Genomic DNA, 14,692 nt, shown 5'->3' with positions numbered 1-14,692 from the left:
TCCCCCACGACCGCCCCCGCCGCCACCCCCGCCTCCGGCAGGTCACCGAACCACAGCTTCGCCCGCCGGAACATCGCGAACTCCCCGCCGGGAGGCAGCTCCCCCCAGGTGAGGTAGAAGAAGCGCTCGCCCCGCTTGCCCTGGACGAAGGGCCCCCTGAAGTCGCGGCTGCCGTCCGGCGCGGCGACCACGGCCACCTCGAACTCGAACACCGCCTCGGCCGCGTCCGCGCGGACCAGTTGGTCGGGCTCCGCGCCCCGCTGCACCCCCACGTGCACGTCCCGATAGTCCCCGCACTCCGCCCCGGGAAGGTCCCGCCCGACAAGCCGCACCGTCAGCTTCTGAGTCATACGATCCACTCCACCACGAGGGTCTGACAGTCGCCCGCCCGCGCGAGGGCTCACGCAAGCCGCCCGAGGTCCTCCCGCCGCAGCCGCCCGAGCAACGCCTCCCCCCGGGCGTACCGCTCGACCTCCGCCACGGCGTACTCCCCGAGCCGCCGCACCTCACTGCCCTGCGCGCCCGCGATGTGCGGGGTGACGAGGACGTTGGGGAGGGCGAGGAGGGGGTGTCCCGGCGGCAGCGGCTCGGGGTCGGTGACGTCGAGGAAGGCGTCGAGGCGGCCGGCGGCGCAGGCGCGGGTCAGGGCGTCGGTGTCGACGAGGGAGCCGCGCGCGGTGTTGACGACGACACCGCCGTCGGGGATGAGGGAGAGCATGTGTGCGCTCAACAGACCCCGGGTCTCGGGGAGTTGGGGCGCGTGCAGGGTGACGACACTGCTGGCCCGGCAGAGGTCGGGCAGGTCCACGAGGTCGACGCCGAGGGCGGCGGCCTGGGCGGGGGTGACGTAGGGGTCGGTGAGCAGGACGCGGTGTCCGGCGTCGGAGGCGTTGAGGGCGGCGATGACGCGGCGGCCGATGCGGGACGCCCCGACGACGCCGATGGTGCGGGCGTCGGCGCCGGTGCGTTCGGTGAACGGCGGCCAGCGCTCGGCGTAGCGGGCTGCGGCGGGCAGCGCGCCCTTCGTGGCGAAGGTGATCGCGGCGAGGGTGTAGGCGACGACGGGGCCCGCGTTGGCGTCGGCCGCGGAGGAGACGAGGACGCCGCGGTCCCACAGGGCGTCGGTGACCACGGGCTTGACGGACCCGGCGGCGTGCACGACGGCCCGCAGGCGGGGCGCGTGGGCGAGCACGTCGGCGGTCAGGCGGGGGCAGTCCCAGCCGGTGACGAGGACCTCGGCGCGGGCGAGCACCGCGCGGGCGTCGGCGCCGGTGAGCCCGCCGGTGAGCGCGCCGGGCGGCAACTCGACGCTGCGGGCGAGGCGTTGGCGCAGGCCCGGGGCGAGGACGCGGTCCACGACGTCGGCGCCCATGGCGACGGCGGCCACCGGCCTGCGCCGCTCCACCCCTCCGGCTCCCGTCGCCTCGGCGGCCACGGCCGAATCCGCGACCTCGACCGAATCCGCGGCTTCCCGCGGCTGCTCCAGCTGATCGGGCACGCGTCGCCACCTCTCGTAGAAAACGGTTACTGGAAGACGTCAGGAGGCTAGGTCCATGCCGCCACGGCGGTCAAGAGATGGCAGGCAGCACCAAGGTGCCGCGCTGCGAAGGGGGTTGACCGGGGACAGTAACCGCTTTAGATTCCCGGCACCTTGTCCCGACAGCTGTGTTCAAGACTGGGGGTTCCGTGTCAGCGGTGACGAAGGACCGGGCCGAAATCGAGGCGGTGACACCGTCGACGGAGCCCACCGAGGGGGCAAATGCCCGTAAAAGCGGGCGTGGCGAGAAGTGGAAACGGTTTCAGCGCACTCGGCTCCTGGTGCTGCTCATGGTGCCGGGTCTCGCGTACTTCCTGGTCTTCCACTACGGCGCGTTCATCGCGAACGCCGTGGCGTTCAAGGAGTACGTCCCCTTCGACGGCCTGTGGGCGAGCCCCTGGGTCGGCACCGAGAACTTCAGCCGGATGTTCGGCGACCCGGACTTCTGGCACGCGACCTGGAACACGCTGTTCATCGCGGTGCTCCAGCTCGTGTTCTTCTTCCCCGCGCCGCTCGCCCTCGCGCTGCTGCTGCACAGCCTGACCTCGGACCTGCTGCGCCGCTTCACCCAGTCCGTGATCTATCTGCCGCACTTCCTGTCGTGGGTCGTCGTGGTGGCGCTGTTCCAGCAAGTGCTCGGCGACACCGGCCTGTTGAACGCGACGCTGAGCGACGCGGGCCTGCACACCGTCGACATCATCGGCAACCCGGACGCGTACAAGCCGCTCGTCGTCCTCGAAGTGATCTGGAAGGACGCGGGCTGGGGCACGATCATCTTCCTCGCCGCGCTGATGCAGGTGAACGAGCAGCTCTACGAGGCCGCCGCGATCGACGGCGCCGGACCCTGGCGGCGGTTCTGGCACGTCACGCTGCCCAGCATCCGGCCCATCGTGATCCTGCTCCTCATCATGCGGCTCGGCGACATCCTGTCCGTCGGCTTCGAACAGATGCTGCTGCAACGGCAGTCGGTGGGCCCGGAGGCCGGTGAGGTCCTGGACACCTTCGTCTTCTGGCAGGGCATCGTCGGCGGCGACACCGGCTACGCGGCCGCCGCCGGACTCTTCAAGGGCGTCGTCGGCGCGGCGCTCGTCTTCACGGCCAACCGGATCGCACACCGGCTCGGCGAGCAGGGGGTCTACAAGTGAGCAGCCACAACGCCGTCCGGCCCGCCTGGATGGAGCGGCCCCGGCCGCTCACCAAGGCCGCCAAGGGCGTGGCGGTCGCCGTCGTCCTCGCGCTGGTCCTGATCCCCTTCCTGGTGATCGTCTCGACGTCGCTCGCCTCCAACCGGGAGGTCGTCGCCAACGGCGGCTGGGTCCTGTGGCCGACCGAGCCGACCCTGCGCGCCTACCGCACCGTCCTCAGCGGCGGCATCGTCACCGAGGCGCTCGGCGTGAGCGTCGTCCTGACGGCCGCGGGCACCCTCTTCTCGCTCGCCTGCACCACCTTCCTCGCCTACGCCCTCGCCCGCCCCGGCGTCTTCGGCGGCAAGCCGGTGCTGCTTCTGATCCTGTTCACCTTCCTCTTCCCGCCCGGCATGATCCCGGCGTTCCTGCTGGTCAAGGGCATGGGAATGATGGACACCTACGCGGCTCTGGTCGCGCCGGTGCTCATCAACGTCTTCAACCTGATCGTCCTGCGCGGCTTCTTCCAGGGCATCCCCGAGGAGCTGTACGAGGCGGCGCGCCTGGACGGCGCGAACGACTGGCAGATCCTGTGGCGGGTCGTGCTCCCGCTGTCGAAGGCGGCGCTCGCGGTGGTCTCGCTGTTCTACGCGGTGAGCTACTGGAACGCCTGGTTCCATGCCTCGATCTATCTGGAGTCCGACCACTGGCCGCTGTCGCAGGTCCTGCGGACGTACGTCATCGGCGGCTCCCAGATCGCCGACACCGGCCTGAGCGAGGCCGGTCAGGTCTCCGCGCCGCAGACGACCCAGATGGCCGTCCTCGTGATCGCGACCGTGCCGATCCTGCTCGTCTACCCCTTCCTGCAGAAGTACTTCACCAAGGGCGTGCTCACCGGCGCCATCAAGAGCTGAGCCAACTCCCCGTACCCGCCGAAAGGTTGACCCCGTGTCCGGTTCCCAGGGTTCCTCCCGTTCCCCGCTGGGGCGCCGCACCCTGCTGCGCTCGATCGCCGTCGGCGGCGCCGCCCTCGCCGCCCCGTCCGTCCTCACCGCCTGCTCGACCGGCTCGGGCGGGGGCGGTGACGTCTCCAACGCCGGGAAGAAGATGGCCCCCTGGCCCACCTACACCCCGACCCGGGGCCCGGCACCCGACCTCGCGCCCAGCACCGCGGGCGTGCAGGCGGGCTTCACGTCGTACCCGCGGCGCCTGGTGACGGCGACGGACGGCAGGCCGGGCACCGGCAAGGAGAAGATCCGCGTCCTGTCCATCACCTACGGCACGCCGCCGAAGCCCGCCGGGTCCAACAAGTACTGGCAGGCGATGAACGAGGCCCTCGGCGTCGAGGTCGAGTTCACGGTCGTGCCGGACGCGGACTTCCGCTCGAAGATGGCGACGCTCATGGCGGGCGACAGCGAGGACCTGCCCGACCTCATCAACATCGGCGGCGGGTACGTCCTGCCGCGCGAGGCGCAGTTCGTGAAGGCCCGCTGCGCCGACCTGTCGGAGTACCTGTCGGGCGACGCGATCAAGGACTACCCGAACCTCGCGGGCATCCCCACGTACGCCTGGGAGGGCATGGGCCGGATCGGGGGGCGGCTCTACGGGCTTCCGGTCGAGCGGGCCAAGGTGCAGGGCGCGATGTTCGTCAACCGGGAGGCCTTCGACAAGGCGGGCTACCGTCCTGGCATGTCGGCGTCGGACTTCCGGGCGATGGCCAAGGAGGGCTCCGGCGGCGGCAAGCACATGCTCGGCACCTCGACCGTCAGCTACTACAGCTACCTCTACCACGCCATGTGGCACGGGGCGCCCAACGAGTGGCGGATCAAGGACGGCCGGATCACGCCCATGTACGGCACCGAGGAGTTCAAGGCCGCCCTGGAGTTCATGGCGCGGCTGCGGGCCGACGGCGCCTACAACTCCGACGCCACCTCGATCTCCCAGGTCGACCTCAAGACGCAGTTCTACAACGGCACCGTGCGCTCCATGACGGACGGCTGGGGCGCGGTGCTCTCCAACGCGCAGGGCATCAAGGACGCGTACACCCTGGACGCCGCCGTGCCCTACGAAGTGCCCGGCGCGACGCCCGTCTACCAGCAGAACCGCGGCTGCTTCGGCTACACCGTGGTCAAGAAGGCGTCCAAGGAGCGCGTCCGGCTCATGCTGCGCGTCCTGAACTGGCTTGCCTCGCCGTTCGGCTCCAAGGAGTACCAGCTCATGCACTACGGAGTGGAGGGCACCCACTTCCGGTTCGACAAGGCGGGCGACCCGATCCCCACGGAGCGCGGCCTCGTCGAGTCCCGTACGAACCTGCCGTTCCCCTATCTGATGGACGCGCCGCAGCCGCTGTACTTCCCCGGGCAGGCCGAGCTCACGAAGCGGCTGCACGCCTGGGAGAAGAAGATCGTGCCGCTGCTCGTGCCCAACGACCGCTGGGGGCTGCAGTCGGCGACCTTCAACCGGGTCGGTGCGTCCCTCCAGCAGATCGTCGAGGACGGCGTGACGGCCGTCGTCTCCGGCCGCAAGAGCCTGTCCTCCTGGGACGACGTCCACCGCAAGTGGCGGTCGCAGGGCGGCGACAAGTGCGCCGAGGAATTCGCGGAGGAGTACGAGGCGGCGCACTGAGGCGGGGGCGGGGGCGCGATGATGGTCCCGGGCGGCGCCGGTCCGTCCCGGGCGCGCCGTCCGGTACGTGACGCGCGTCCGCCCGCCGCCCAAGGGCGGCCGGGACCAGGCGAGTCGAGGAGAATCACCAGTGGGGGAACGGGTCACCATCCGCGAAGTCGCCGCGCGCGCGGGGGTCTCCGTGGCGACCGTCTCGCGGGTCCTCGCGGGCAACTATCCGACGTCCGCGACCTCGCGGGCGAAGGTGCAGCGGGCCGTGAAGGAGCTGGACTACGTCGTCAACGCGCACGCGCGCGCGTTGGCGGGCGCCGGGCGCAAGACCATCGCCGTGCTCACCTACGACGTGCTGAGCCCGTTCTACGCGCACGTCGCGCAGGGCGTCGAGATGGAGGCCGCCCGGCACGGGCGGCTCACCCTCGTCGCCTCCACCGGCAGCGATCCGGCGCGGGAGCTCGCGCTGGTGCAGATGATGCGGGAGCAGGCCGCCGAGGCCGTCGTCCTCGTCGGCGGGGTCATCGAGGACGACGAGTACCGGCAGCGGATGGCCCGGTACGCCGAGGCCCTCGCCGCCGCCGGTTCCCGCCTGGTGCTGTGCGGGCGGCCCGCGCCCGCGCCCGACGTGCCCGCCCTCGTCGTCGAGTACGACAACGAGGCGGGCGCGTACGCCGTGACCAGCCATCTGCTCGGCGCCGGGCACCGGCGCATCGCCCTCATCGGCTACCAGCCCGGCAACACCACCGGGGAGGACCGGGTGCACGGGTATCTGCGGGCCCTCGACGACCACGGGGTGCCGCGGTCCGACGCGATCGTGCACGGGGTGGGGTTCGGGCCGCACCACGGGTACGAGGCCATCCGGGATCTGCTGCGGGCCGCCGACGGGAAGCCGGAGTTCACCGCCGTGTTCGCCGGGGACGACCGGGTGGCGGCCGCCACGGTGGTCGCGCTGCGGGAGTACGGGCTCGCCGTCCCCGACGACGTCTCCGTCGTCGGCTACAACGACGATCCCGTCGCCTCCGACATCACGCCCGGGCTCACCACCGTCCACATCCCCGCCGAGGAGATGGGGCGCACCGCCGTCCGCCTCGCCCTCGCGGGGGCGCCGCCGCGGTCGGGGCCTGAGCGGCACGTTCTGGGCACGCACATCGTGGTCCGCTCCAGCGTGCGGCGGCTTGCCGCGGGGGCGGGTTCGGGCTGACCCCGGTCCGGCCCCGCCGCTCCGCGGCGGATGTCTCCCACCCGCCCACCCGTTCACCCCGCACGACGGGCTTCTGGGAGCAGTCCCTGCCTCCGCCGGCCTCGCCGAACCGTCGGCCGGGGTGCCGGTGCGGCGACGGTCGAGTGGCGTCGCTGGGGTAGGGGGAGGGCGGGAGCAATCCGGGTCGAGGGCGCCAGGACTCACTCGGGCTGGGGGCTGGGGGCCGAGGGCACCCCGATGTGCGGCACTCGCTGTGGGCAGCTGGGCCGCCAGGGGCGATGGGGTCCCCCCTGCTCAAGCGAAGCCGAGAGCTTGGGGGAGGGTGGGCACAGCCCCAGGCGACGGTGCCGGAACGGCCGAGGTCTCCCCGGTTGCGGCGGTCAGCGGGCCCCGCCGCTGCCAAGGATCGCCTCGGCCACCTCGCGCGGGCGTGCCCGCATCAGGAGGTGGCCCGCCGGGGTCAGGGCGCGGTACGTCGCCCCGAGTTCCGTGGCCAGCGTGCGTTGGCGGGTCAGCCAGGGGTCGGAGCCGGGCGTCCGGGAGGCCGACGCGGCGAGGACCGTCACCGGGGTCCCGGACGCCATCGGTGTCGCGCGCCGCAGCTCCGCGAGTTCGTGCGCCACGTCGGCGTACGTCGCGTACTCGACGAGCCCCGCGCGCCACACCCGGCTCGACCCGTACAGCGAGCGCAGCTCCCGCGGGGCCGGGCGCCCCGCGAGCCACCGCATCGCCGGGCCCACCGCGAGCGGCGCCCCGGCCGCCCCGAGCACCGCCCCGCCCACCCGGGCGGCACCCACCCGCGCGGCCCGGCCGGGAACGGCCCGCGCCGACGCCTCCACGCTGGAGTCGACCAGGACCATCCCGGCCGTCCGCCGAGGACAGAGCCGCGCGAACGCCTCGGCGTGGAACCCGGCGAGCGAGTGCCCCACGACGGTCACCGCCGCCCCGCCGAACCCCACCGCGTCCAGGACGAGCCCGATCCGCCCGGCCTCCCCCGCCAGCGTGGGCGCACCCGGCGCGGGCGCGCTGAGCCCGAGGCCGGGCCGGTCGAAGCGGACGACGGTGCGGTAGGGGGCGAGGAGCGCCACCACGGGGTCCCACTCCGCGGCGGCGAGGCCGAGCCCCGCGCTGAGCACACACACGGGCCCGTCGCCGGTCACGTCCACGTGATGCGGCACCCCGTCGATCCGTACGAAGGACCCCCGGGACGACGGCGTCGTCCGCCTCACCCCCGCCGCCACGACCGCCGTACCAGCCACGCCACCACCACCAGCCACACCGCGATCGTGAGCAACTGGAGCCGCTGCGCGACCCCGAGCCCCCAGGTTCCCCGACCGGCGTCGAACGCGGCGACGGCCGCCAGCGTCCACACGGTGGCGGCCAGTTCGACACCGAGGAGGAGGGTGAGGAGCCCGCCGCCCGCGCGGGTCCCCTCGCGCGCCCCGGCTCTGCGTACCACCACCGTGAGCAGCACCATCCCCAGCAGCGCGCCCGCCACCGCGACACTGCTGCTGACGGCGTGCGCGGAGTGCGCGGCGGGCACGAGCCCGGCCCGCTCCCGGGCCACACAGGCCGCGTCCGCGGTGGGCGCGCAGCTCAGCGGGAGCCGCGAGTCGGCCGCGGTGGCCGCGCCGAAGAGCGCGACGCCGGCCCACCCGAGGGCGGTCAGGCGGGCGAGGCCGCGCGAGAGCCCGGCGGGCCGGACGCGCCACAGCAGCGCGAGCACCGCCCCGGCGCACACCAGCACGCCCGCCCCGAAGTCCAGGGAGCGGAAGAACGTCCCGTACGGCTGGTCCTCGGCGGCGAGCTCACTGACGTACGACCGCAGCGGCGAGAGGCCGGTCGGCAGGAACGCCTCGAGGGCCCACGTGGTGTAGGCGAGGGCGCCGAGCGCGAGAAGGACCGCGACGGTGGCGCGGGGGCCGCGGGGGGCTCCGGCGGTGGAGGGCTCGGGAGACATAGGGGGACAAAGGCTAGTCCGTGGGGTGCGCGCGCTGGTGGTCAGGGTGAATCCACTCCGGTCTGCGGTACTTGAGGAAGGCGGCGGGCGCGACGACACCGAGCGCGAGGAGCCCGCCGCCGACGATGAGCAGATAGCGCCACAGCGGCGCGTTCCCGAACTGGTCGGGCGGTACGAAGCCGATGCCGAGCGCACAGGCCGACGCGACGAAGCCGACCCCGGCGACCAGCGTCACGGCGGGCACCACGAAGCCGCGCCGCACGTGCGGCTGGGTGGCGCGCAGCCGCACCACGGCCACGAACATCAGCAGATAGGCGATGAGGTAGATCTGCACGGTGATGACGGAGAACATCCAGTACGCGCTGGAGACGTCGTCGCTGAACGCGTAGAGGACGCCGATGAGGGTGGTCACGACCCCTTGCGCGACCATGATGTTGAGCGGCACGCCGTGCCGGTTGAACTTCTGCAGGAACGGCGGCAGATACCCCTCCTGCCGTGCCAGCGTCACCAGACCCTTGGCCGGTCCCGCCAGCCACGTCAGCATCCCGCCGAGCGCCGCGAGCACCAGCATGATCCCGACGACCTTGGTCATCCAGCCGACGTGGAAGTGGTCGAAGAACGCCTGGAAGGCCTGCATCAGACCGGCCGTGAGGCTGAGTTCGGAGGCCGGCATGACCCAGCTGATGGCCAGGGCCGGAAGGATGAAGATGAGGAGGACGAGCCCCGTGGCCAGGAAAATCGATCGCGGGTACTCGGCGCGCGGGTGCCGCAGCGAGGAGACGTGCACGCCGTTCATCTCCATGCCCGCGTACGACAGGAAGTTGTTGACGATGAGGACGAGGCTGGCCAGGCCGGTCCACGGGGGCAGCCAGTGGTCGGCGCTCATCGGGGCCTCGGAGGCGTTGCCCTCCCCCAGGAAGACGATGCCGAGCGCGACGAGGACGACGCCCGGCACCAGCGTGCCGATCACCAGGCCGAGCGAGGAGAGCCCGGCGACGGTCTTCGTGCCGCGCGAGGTCACCCACACCCCGGTCCAGTAGATGACGACGATGACGATGGCCACGTAGAGGCCGTCCTCGGCGAGGCTCGGGTGCACGACGTACGCGAACGTCGAGGCCACGTACGCGAGCAGGCTCGGGTAGTACGCGATGGTCATGGCGAACTGGCACCACACGGCGACGAACCCCAGCGGCTTGCCCAGGGCCTCGCTGACCCAGCGGTAGATGCCGCCGGTCCAGCCGGAGGCCAGTTCGGCGCCGACGAGCGCGGTGGGCAGCAGGAAGACCACGGCGGGCAGCAGATAGAGGAAGACCGCGGCGAGGCCGTACAGGGCCATCGACGGGGACGGGCGCAGGCTGGCCACCGACGCGGTGGTCATGAGGGCGAGGGTCAGCCAGGAGATGAACTGCCGCTTGGTCCCGGTGTCGGCGGCCCGGTCCGGGGCGAGCTCGGCCACGTCTTGTGCCGCCGCGGCCCCGGGCGTCGCCCCGCCCTCGCCGGGCTTGTCCGTGGTCGTCATGGGCTCATGATCGGCGGAGGGTGCCGGGGCCGCATGTCACCCCATACCCAGGAGGGGTAGGCTCCGGGCCGTGACCCCGAAGAGCCCGACGACGCGCGCGAGCCACCTCGCCCTGCTCGTCGCGCTGCTCTTCGGCATCGTGGCGATGCATTCGCTGGGTCACCCCCGGGAGCACGGGGCGAGCGCCGAACGGGCTACTGGGGGCGGGCACGCGGGGGTGGCTGCGGGCGGACACGCCGGAGCGGCTGCGGGTGACGGGCACGCGCGCGGGGAGAGCGGTGGTGGGCACGCGCGCGGGGTGATGGCCATGGGCCCGGCGGACGTCGGCCCGGCGGACATCGGCCCGGCGGGCCTGAGCCCGACAGCCGTGGGTCCGGCTGCGGGCGACCCCACCGGCGGTCACGACTCCGGCATGGACCCCCTCTCCGTCTGCCTGGCCGTCCTCGGCGCCGCACTCAGCCTCGCCCTGCTGCACGCGGCGGTCCGCCACCGGCCGTGGGCCGCCCCCGCGCACGTACCCGGCCTCGCCCGCCTCCTCGACGGCCTGCGGCCGAACCCTCCGCCGCCCCGCGCCCTCCTCACCCGCCTGGCCGTGCTGCGCGTATAGGCCGCCGCACCGGCTGTTTCGCGCTGCCCGCACGCCCAGGAGACCACCGGAGACGGAAGGGGAACCTCCGGGCGGTGAGCGGTGTACCAGAAGCAGCGGACGCTCCCTTCTGCACGCACCACACCAGACGAGGTGTTCATCAACCATGCGCACACCCCTCTCGCGCACCCCCCAGTCATCGCACGCGTCCCGCCTCCCGGACGCGTCGCGCCGGACGCTGCTCGGCGCCGCGCTCGCCGCCGTCGGCACAGGACTCGTGACCGCCTGCTCGGGCGACGGCTCCCACTCCGGGCACGCGGGCGGCGGCCAGGGCGGCCCGTCCGCGCCCCCGAAGGGCTATGTGACGCCCACAGGACCCGAGGTCGCCGCCGCGGAGCGCGGGCGCCCCGGCGGCGGCCGGGTCAGGAAGCTGCGGCTCACGGCCGCGCCGGCGACGCTCGACCTGGGCGGCCCCACGGTGCGCACGTGGGCGTACGGCGAGGACCTGCCCGGCAAGGAGGTCCGCGTCACCGCGGGCGACACCCTCGCCCTCACCCTCGCCAACCACCTCCCCGAGCCCACCACGCTGCACTGGCACGGCCTCGCCCTGCGCAACGACATGGACGGCGTCCCCGCCCTCACCCAGCGCGGGATCAGGCCCGGCGCCGACTTCACGTACCGCTTCAAGGTCCCGCACCCGGGGACGTACTGGTTCCATCCGCACGCGGGCACCCAGCAGGACCGGGGTCTCTACGCCCCCCTGATCGTCGACGACCCCAAGGAGCCCCTGGAGTACGACAAGGAGTGGGTCGTCGTCCTGGACGACTGGGTCGACGGGGTGGACGGCTCCACGCCGGACGCCGTCCTGAAGGAGCTGCGGGCCGGGATGGACCACGGCGGGAGCGGCGACGGGGACGGCGGCGACAGCGGCGGGGGCGGGCACGACATGTCCCACATGTCGATGACGCGGGCCCGGACCGAGGACACCGCAGGGCCGAGCGACCCGGCCGGGCCGTCCCGGATGATGATGGGCGCCAAGAGCGACATCCTCGGCCCGGACGCGGGCGACGTGGCCTACCCCCACTACGTGCTCAACGGCCGCACCCCCAAGGCCCCCACGACCTTCCGCGCCCGTCCCGGCGACCGCGTCCGCATCCGTCTGATCAACGCGGGCGGCGACACGGCCTTCCGGGTGGCGCTCGGGGGCCACGAGCTGACGGTGACGCACACGGACGGCTTCCCGGTGCGGCACAAGAAGGCCGACGCGCTGCTCATCGGCATGGGCGAGCGGTACGACGTCCTGGTCACCGTCAAGGACGGCGTGTTCCCGCTGACGGCGGTGGCCGAGGGCAAGAAGGCGGCGGCCCGGGCGCTGCTCCGCACCGGCGGGGGCGCGCCGCCGCCCGCGTCGGCGCGCCCCGAGGAGCTGACGGGCCGTGTGCTCCTGGCCGACCGGCTCACGGCCGACGAGTCCGTGGCCCTGGACGACCGCGCGCCGGACCGCACGGTCAGGATCCGGCTGACCGGCGGCATGGCGAAGTACGACTGGGCGTTCGACGGGAAGCCCTACTCCCCCGGCGGGCGCCACCCGGTCCGCGCCGGGGAGCGCGTCCGGATCGCGTTCACCAACGGCACCACGATGTGGCACCCGCTCCATCTCCACGGCCACACGTTCGCCCTGGCGGGCACCCCGGGGCGCCCCCGCAAGGACACGGCGGTCGTCCTGCCGAACGGCACGCTGACGGTGGACTTCGACGCGGACAACCCCGGCCTCTGGATGATCCACTGCCACAACGTCTACCACGCGGAGGCGGGGATGATGACGGTGCTCGGGTACCGCTCCTGAGGGCGTCGGCCCACGGCCCCTGACGGCACTCGGACACCGGTCCTGGCAGGTGTGCCCGGGGTGCAGGGGGTGTGGGGGCGTGCCCGGGGTCCGGCCCCCGCACCCCGGGCACGCCCCCGGCAGCCGCCTGGGTGCGCCCCCGCGCCCGCCCGGCGCCGGGGCGCATCCGGCCGCCGTGTCCCACGCCCCACGTGGGCCGCCCCACACCCGCCCAGAGGGGGCATCGCGTCGCTTTGACGATTAGACTGGGCGGCGTGCCTCAACTACGCCTCGCCCTGAATCAGATCGACTCGACCGTCGGCGATCTCTCCCAGAACGCCGAGGCGATCGTCCACTGGACCCGGCACTCCGCCGAGCAGGGAGCGCACCTGGTCGCGTTCCCCGAGATGGCGCTGACCGGCTACCCCGTGGAGGACCTCGCCCTGCGCGCGTCCTTCGTCGACGCCTCCCGCCGGGAGCTGCGCGCCCTCGCAGCCCGCCTCCACGACGAGGGCCTCGGCGAACTCCCCGTGGTGGTCGGCTATCTGGACCGCACGGAGGAGGCCAAGCCGCGCTACGGCCAGCCCGCCGGAGCCCCCCGCAACGCGGGCGCGGTGCTGCACCGCGGCGAGGTGGCGCTGACCTTCTCCAAGCACCACCTCCCCAACTACGGCGTCTTCGACGAGTTCCGGTACTTCGTGCCGGGCGAGACGCTGCCCGTCGTCCGCGTGCACGGCATCGACGTGGCGCTCGCGATCTGCGAGGACCTCTGGCAGGACGGCGGCCGCGTCCCGGCGACGCGCACGGCGGGCGCGGGCCTGCTCGTCTCCATCAACGCCTCGCCGTACGAGCAGAACAAGGACGACCAGCGCCTTGAGCTTGTGCGCAAGCGCGCGCAGGAGGCGGGCTGCACGACCGCGTACCTCGCGATGACGGGCGGCCAGGACGATCTTGTCTTCGACGGGGACTCCATCGTCGTGGACAAGGACGGCGAAGTGATCGCGCGGGCGCCGCAGTTCACACAGGGGTGCGTGGTCCTCGACCTGGAGCTGCCCGCGGCGGGTCCGGTGCCGGAGGGCGTCGTCGACGACGGCCTGCGCGTCGAGCACGTCACGCTGTCCGCGGAGCCGCTGCCCGCGTACGAGGCGGAGTTCGAGGGCGGGTACGCGGACCGGCTCGACGACGACGAGGAGATGTACTCGGCGCTCGTCGTGGGGCTGCGGGCGTACGTCACCAAGAACGGCTTCTCCTCCGTCCTGATCGGGCTCTCCGGAGGCATCGACTCCGCGCTGACGGCGGCGATCGCGTGCGACGCGCTGGGCGCGGAGAACGTGTACGGGGTCGCGATGCCGTCGCGGTACTCCTCCGAGCACTCTGTGGGTGACGCCGAGGAGTTGGCGCGGCGCACGGGGCTGAATCTGCGCACCGTCCCCATCGCGCCGATGTTCGACGCCTACATGGAGTCGCTCGGCCTCACCGGGCTCGCCGAGGAGAACCTCCAGTCGCGGCTGCGCGGGACCATGCTCATGGCGCTCTCCAACCAGGAGGGGCACATCGTGCTCGCGCCCGGCAACAAGTCCGAGCTGGCCGTGGGGTATTCGACGCTGTACGGCGACTCCGTCGGGGCGTACGGGCCCATCAAGGACGTCTACAAGACCGCCGTCTTCCGGCTGGCGCGGTGGCGCAACGCAGCGGCCCTCGGGCGCGGGGAGACTCCCCCCGTCCCCGAGAACTCCATCAGCAAGCCGCCCAGCGCGGAGCTGCGGCCCGATCAGGTCGACACCGACTCGCTGCCCGACTATCCCGTGCTCGACGGGATCCTCGAGCTGTACGTCGACCGGGATCAGGGGGCCGACGAGATCGTCGCCGCCGGGTTCGACGGGGAGCTCGTCGCGAAGACGCTCCGCATGGTGGACACCGCCGAGTACAAGCGGCGGCAGTATCCGCCCGGCACCAAGATCTCCCCGAAGGGCTTCGGCAAGGACCGGCGCCTGCCGATCACCAACCAGTGGCGCGAAACCGCCTGACGCGGCGCCCTGCGGGGCATTCCCCAACCCCACCCCTTCCCGAAACCGGGGCTCCGCCCCGGGCCCCGGGGGTGGGTGTCCCGTTGCCGTGAGACGGCGGCACCGCCGAATCGGCGCTCCGCGCCTCGTCCTCAATCGCCGGACGGGCTGAAAATACTTCGCCGGGGCAGGGCGGGGAGGTACCGCACGGCGGAGAGGTCCCGCGAGGCGGAGTTCTGCGGGGCGGATGGCGCTGCGGGGTAGGTGGTACCGCGGGCCAGATGGTGCCGGGCTGTTGCTCTGCCGGTTCAAGTT

General features: G+C 73.0%; 12 protein-coding genes. 7 read left to right on the top strand and 5 right to left on the bottom strand.

The genetic code is table 11. From position 1 onward, the window contains the following. Window positions 1–350 (bottom strand): DUF5990 family protein (locus tag OO63_RS40265; protein WP_211271480.1); only part of this gene is annotated, 350 nt, incomplete at its 3' end. A gap of 50 nt (window positions 351–400) precedes the next feature. Next, window positions 401–1,372: a hydroxyacid dehydrogenase gene (locus OO63_RS40260; RefSeq protein WP_051811757.1), complete on the bottom strand. Its 972-nt coding sequence runs from the start codon at window positions 1,370–1,372 to the stop codon at window positions 401–403. Between the two features lie 455 nt (window positions 1,373–1,827). Here OO63_RS40260 and OO63_RS40255 point away from each other — a divergent pair, with 455 nt between their 5' ends. The 4 genes from OO63_RS40255 (at window position 1,828) to OO63_RS40240 (ending at window position 6,481) form a co-directional block, all read left to right on the top strand. After that, window positions 1,828–2,682, top strand: a complete 855-nt coding sequence (locus tag OO63_RS40255; protein ID WP_030363255.1) for an ABC transporter permease — start codon at window positions 1,828–1,830, stop codon at window positions 2,680–2,682. Window positions 2,683–2,711: 29 nt separating this feature from the next. Beyond that, entirely contained in the window at window positions 2,712–3,575 is an 864-nt protein-coding gene (locus tag OO63_RS40250; protein WP_030363254.1) for a carbohydrate ABC transporter permease, read from the top strand. Window positions 3,576–3,609: 34 nt separating this feature from the next. After that, complete coding sequence (locus OO63_RS40245; protein ID WP_234311453.1) at window positions 3,610–5,286, top strand: extracellular solute-binding protein; 1,677 nt, start codon at window positions 3,610–3,612, stop codon at window positions 5,284–5,286. Between the two features lie 130 nt (window positions 5,287–5,416). After that, entirely contained in the window at window positions 5,417–6,481 is a 1,065-nt protein-coding gene (locus OO63_RS40240; protein WP_030363252.1) for a LacI family DNA-binding transcriptional regulator, read from the top strand. A 380-nt stretch (window positions 6,482–6,861) separates the two neighbouring features. Here OO63_RS40240 and OO63_RS40235 read toward each other — a convergent pair whose 3' ends face one another. Genes OO63_RS40235 through gadC form a run of 3 tightly spaced genes read right to left on the bottom strand, consistent with a single transcriptional unit; the run spans window position 6,862 to window position 9,960 of the window. Further along, a complete protein-coding gene (locus OO63_RS40235; RefSeq protein ID WP_234311452.1) occupies window positions 6,862–7,740 on the bottom strand; it encodes an alpha/beta fold hydrolase in 879 nt (292 codons plus the stop codon). Continuing rightward, window positions 7,707–8,441 (bottom strand): DUF998 domain-containing protein, encoded by a 735-nt coding sequence (locus tag OO63_RS40230; protein ID WP_030363250.1) that lies wholly within the window; start codon window positions 8,439–8,441, stop codon window positions 7,707–7,709. The genes OO63_RS40235 and OO63_RS40230 overlap by 34 nt, the downstream gene beginning before the upstream one ends. Before the next feature lie 13 nt (window positions 8,442–8,454). After that, window positions 8,455–9,960 (bottom strand): glutamate/gamma-aminobutyrate antiporter GadC, encoded by a 1,506-nt coding sequence (gene gadC, locus OO63_RS40225; protein ID WP_030363249.1) that lies wholly within the window; start codon window positions 9,958–9,960, stop codon window positions 8,455–8,457. Window positions 9,961–10,030: 70 nt separating this feature from the next. Between gadC and OO63_RS43015 the strand changes: the two genes are divergently transcribed. The 3 genes from OO63_RS43015 to OO63_RS40210 all read left to right on the top strand — a co-directional run bounded on the left by OO63_RS43015 (window position 10,031) and on the right by OO63_RS40210 (window position 14,398). Then, the gene (locus OO63_RS43015; protein ID WP_063750509.1) at window positions 10,031–10,567 is read left to right on the top strand and encodes a hypothetical protein; all 537 of its coding nucleotides are present in this window, start codon (window positions 10,031–10,033) and stop codon (window positions 10,565–10,567) included. 145 nt (window positions 10,568–10,712) lie between these two features. After that, window positions 10,713–12,392: a multicopper oxidase family protein gene (locus OO63_RS40215; RefSeq protein WP_051811751.1), complete on the top strand. Its 1,680-nt coding sequence runs from the start codon at window positions 10,713–10,715 to the stop codon at window positions 12,390–12,392. 254 nt (window positions 12,393–12,646) lie between these two features. Then, window positions 12,647–14,398, top strand: a complete 1,752-nt coding sequence (locus tag OO63_RS40210) for an NAD+ synthase (protein ID WP_030363246.1) — start codon at window positions 12,647–12,649, stop codon at window positions 14,396–14,398. Window positions 14,399–14,692: the final 294 nt, after the last annotated feature.

Source organism: Streptomyces alboflavus, assembly GCF_000716675.1.
Lineage (GTDB): Bacteria > Actinomycetota > Actinomycetes > Streptomycetales > Streptomycetaceae > Streptomyces > Streptomyces alboflavus.
The sequence above is the reverse complement of the archived record's forward strand: the minus strand, read 5'-3'. Positions and strand labels throughout refer to the sequence as shown.

What these genes read in the sequence shown, in the direction of transcription:
- OO63_RS40260 (WP_051811757.1), bottom strand. Translation starts at nt 1,372, where the DNA reads ATGGGCGCCGACGTCGTGGACCGCGTCCTCGCCCCGGGCCTGCGCCAA.
- OO63_RS40255 (WP_030363255.1), top strand. Translation starts at nt 1,828, where the DNA reads ATGGTGCCGGGTCTCGCGTACTTCCTGGTCTTCCACTACGGCGCGTTC.
- OO63_RS40250 (WP_030363254.1), top strand. Translation starts at nt 2,712, where the DNA reads ATGGAGCGGCCCCGGCCGCTCACCAAGGCCGCCAAGGGCGTGGCGGTC.
- OO63_RS40230 (WP_030363250.1), bottom strand. Translation starts at nt 8,441, where the DNA reads ATGTCTCCCGAGCCCTCCACCGCCGGAGCCCCCCGCGGCCCCCGCGCC.
- gadC (WP_030363249.1), bottom strand. Translation starts at nt 9,960, where the DNA reads ATGACGACCACGGACAAGCCCGGCGAGGGCGGGGCGACGCCCGGGGCC.
- OO63_RS40215 (WP_051811751.1), top strand. Translation starts at nt 10,713, where the DNA reads ATGCGCACACCCCTCTCGCGCACCCCCCAGTCATCGCACGCGTCCCGC.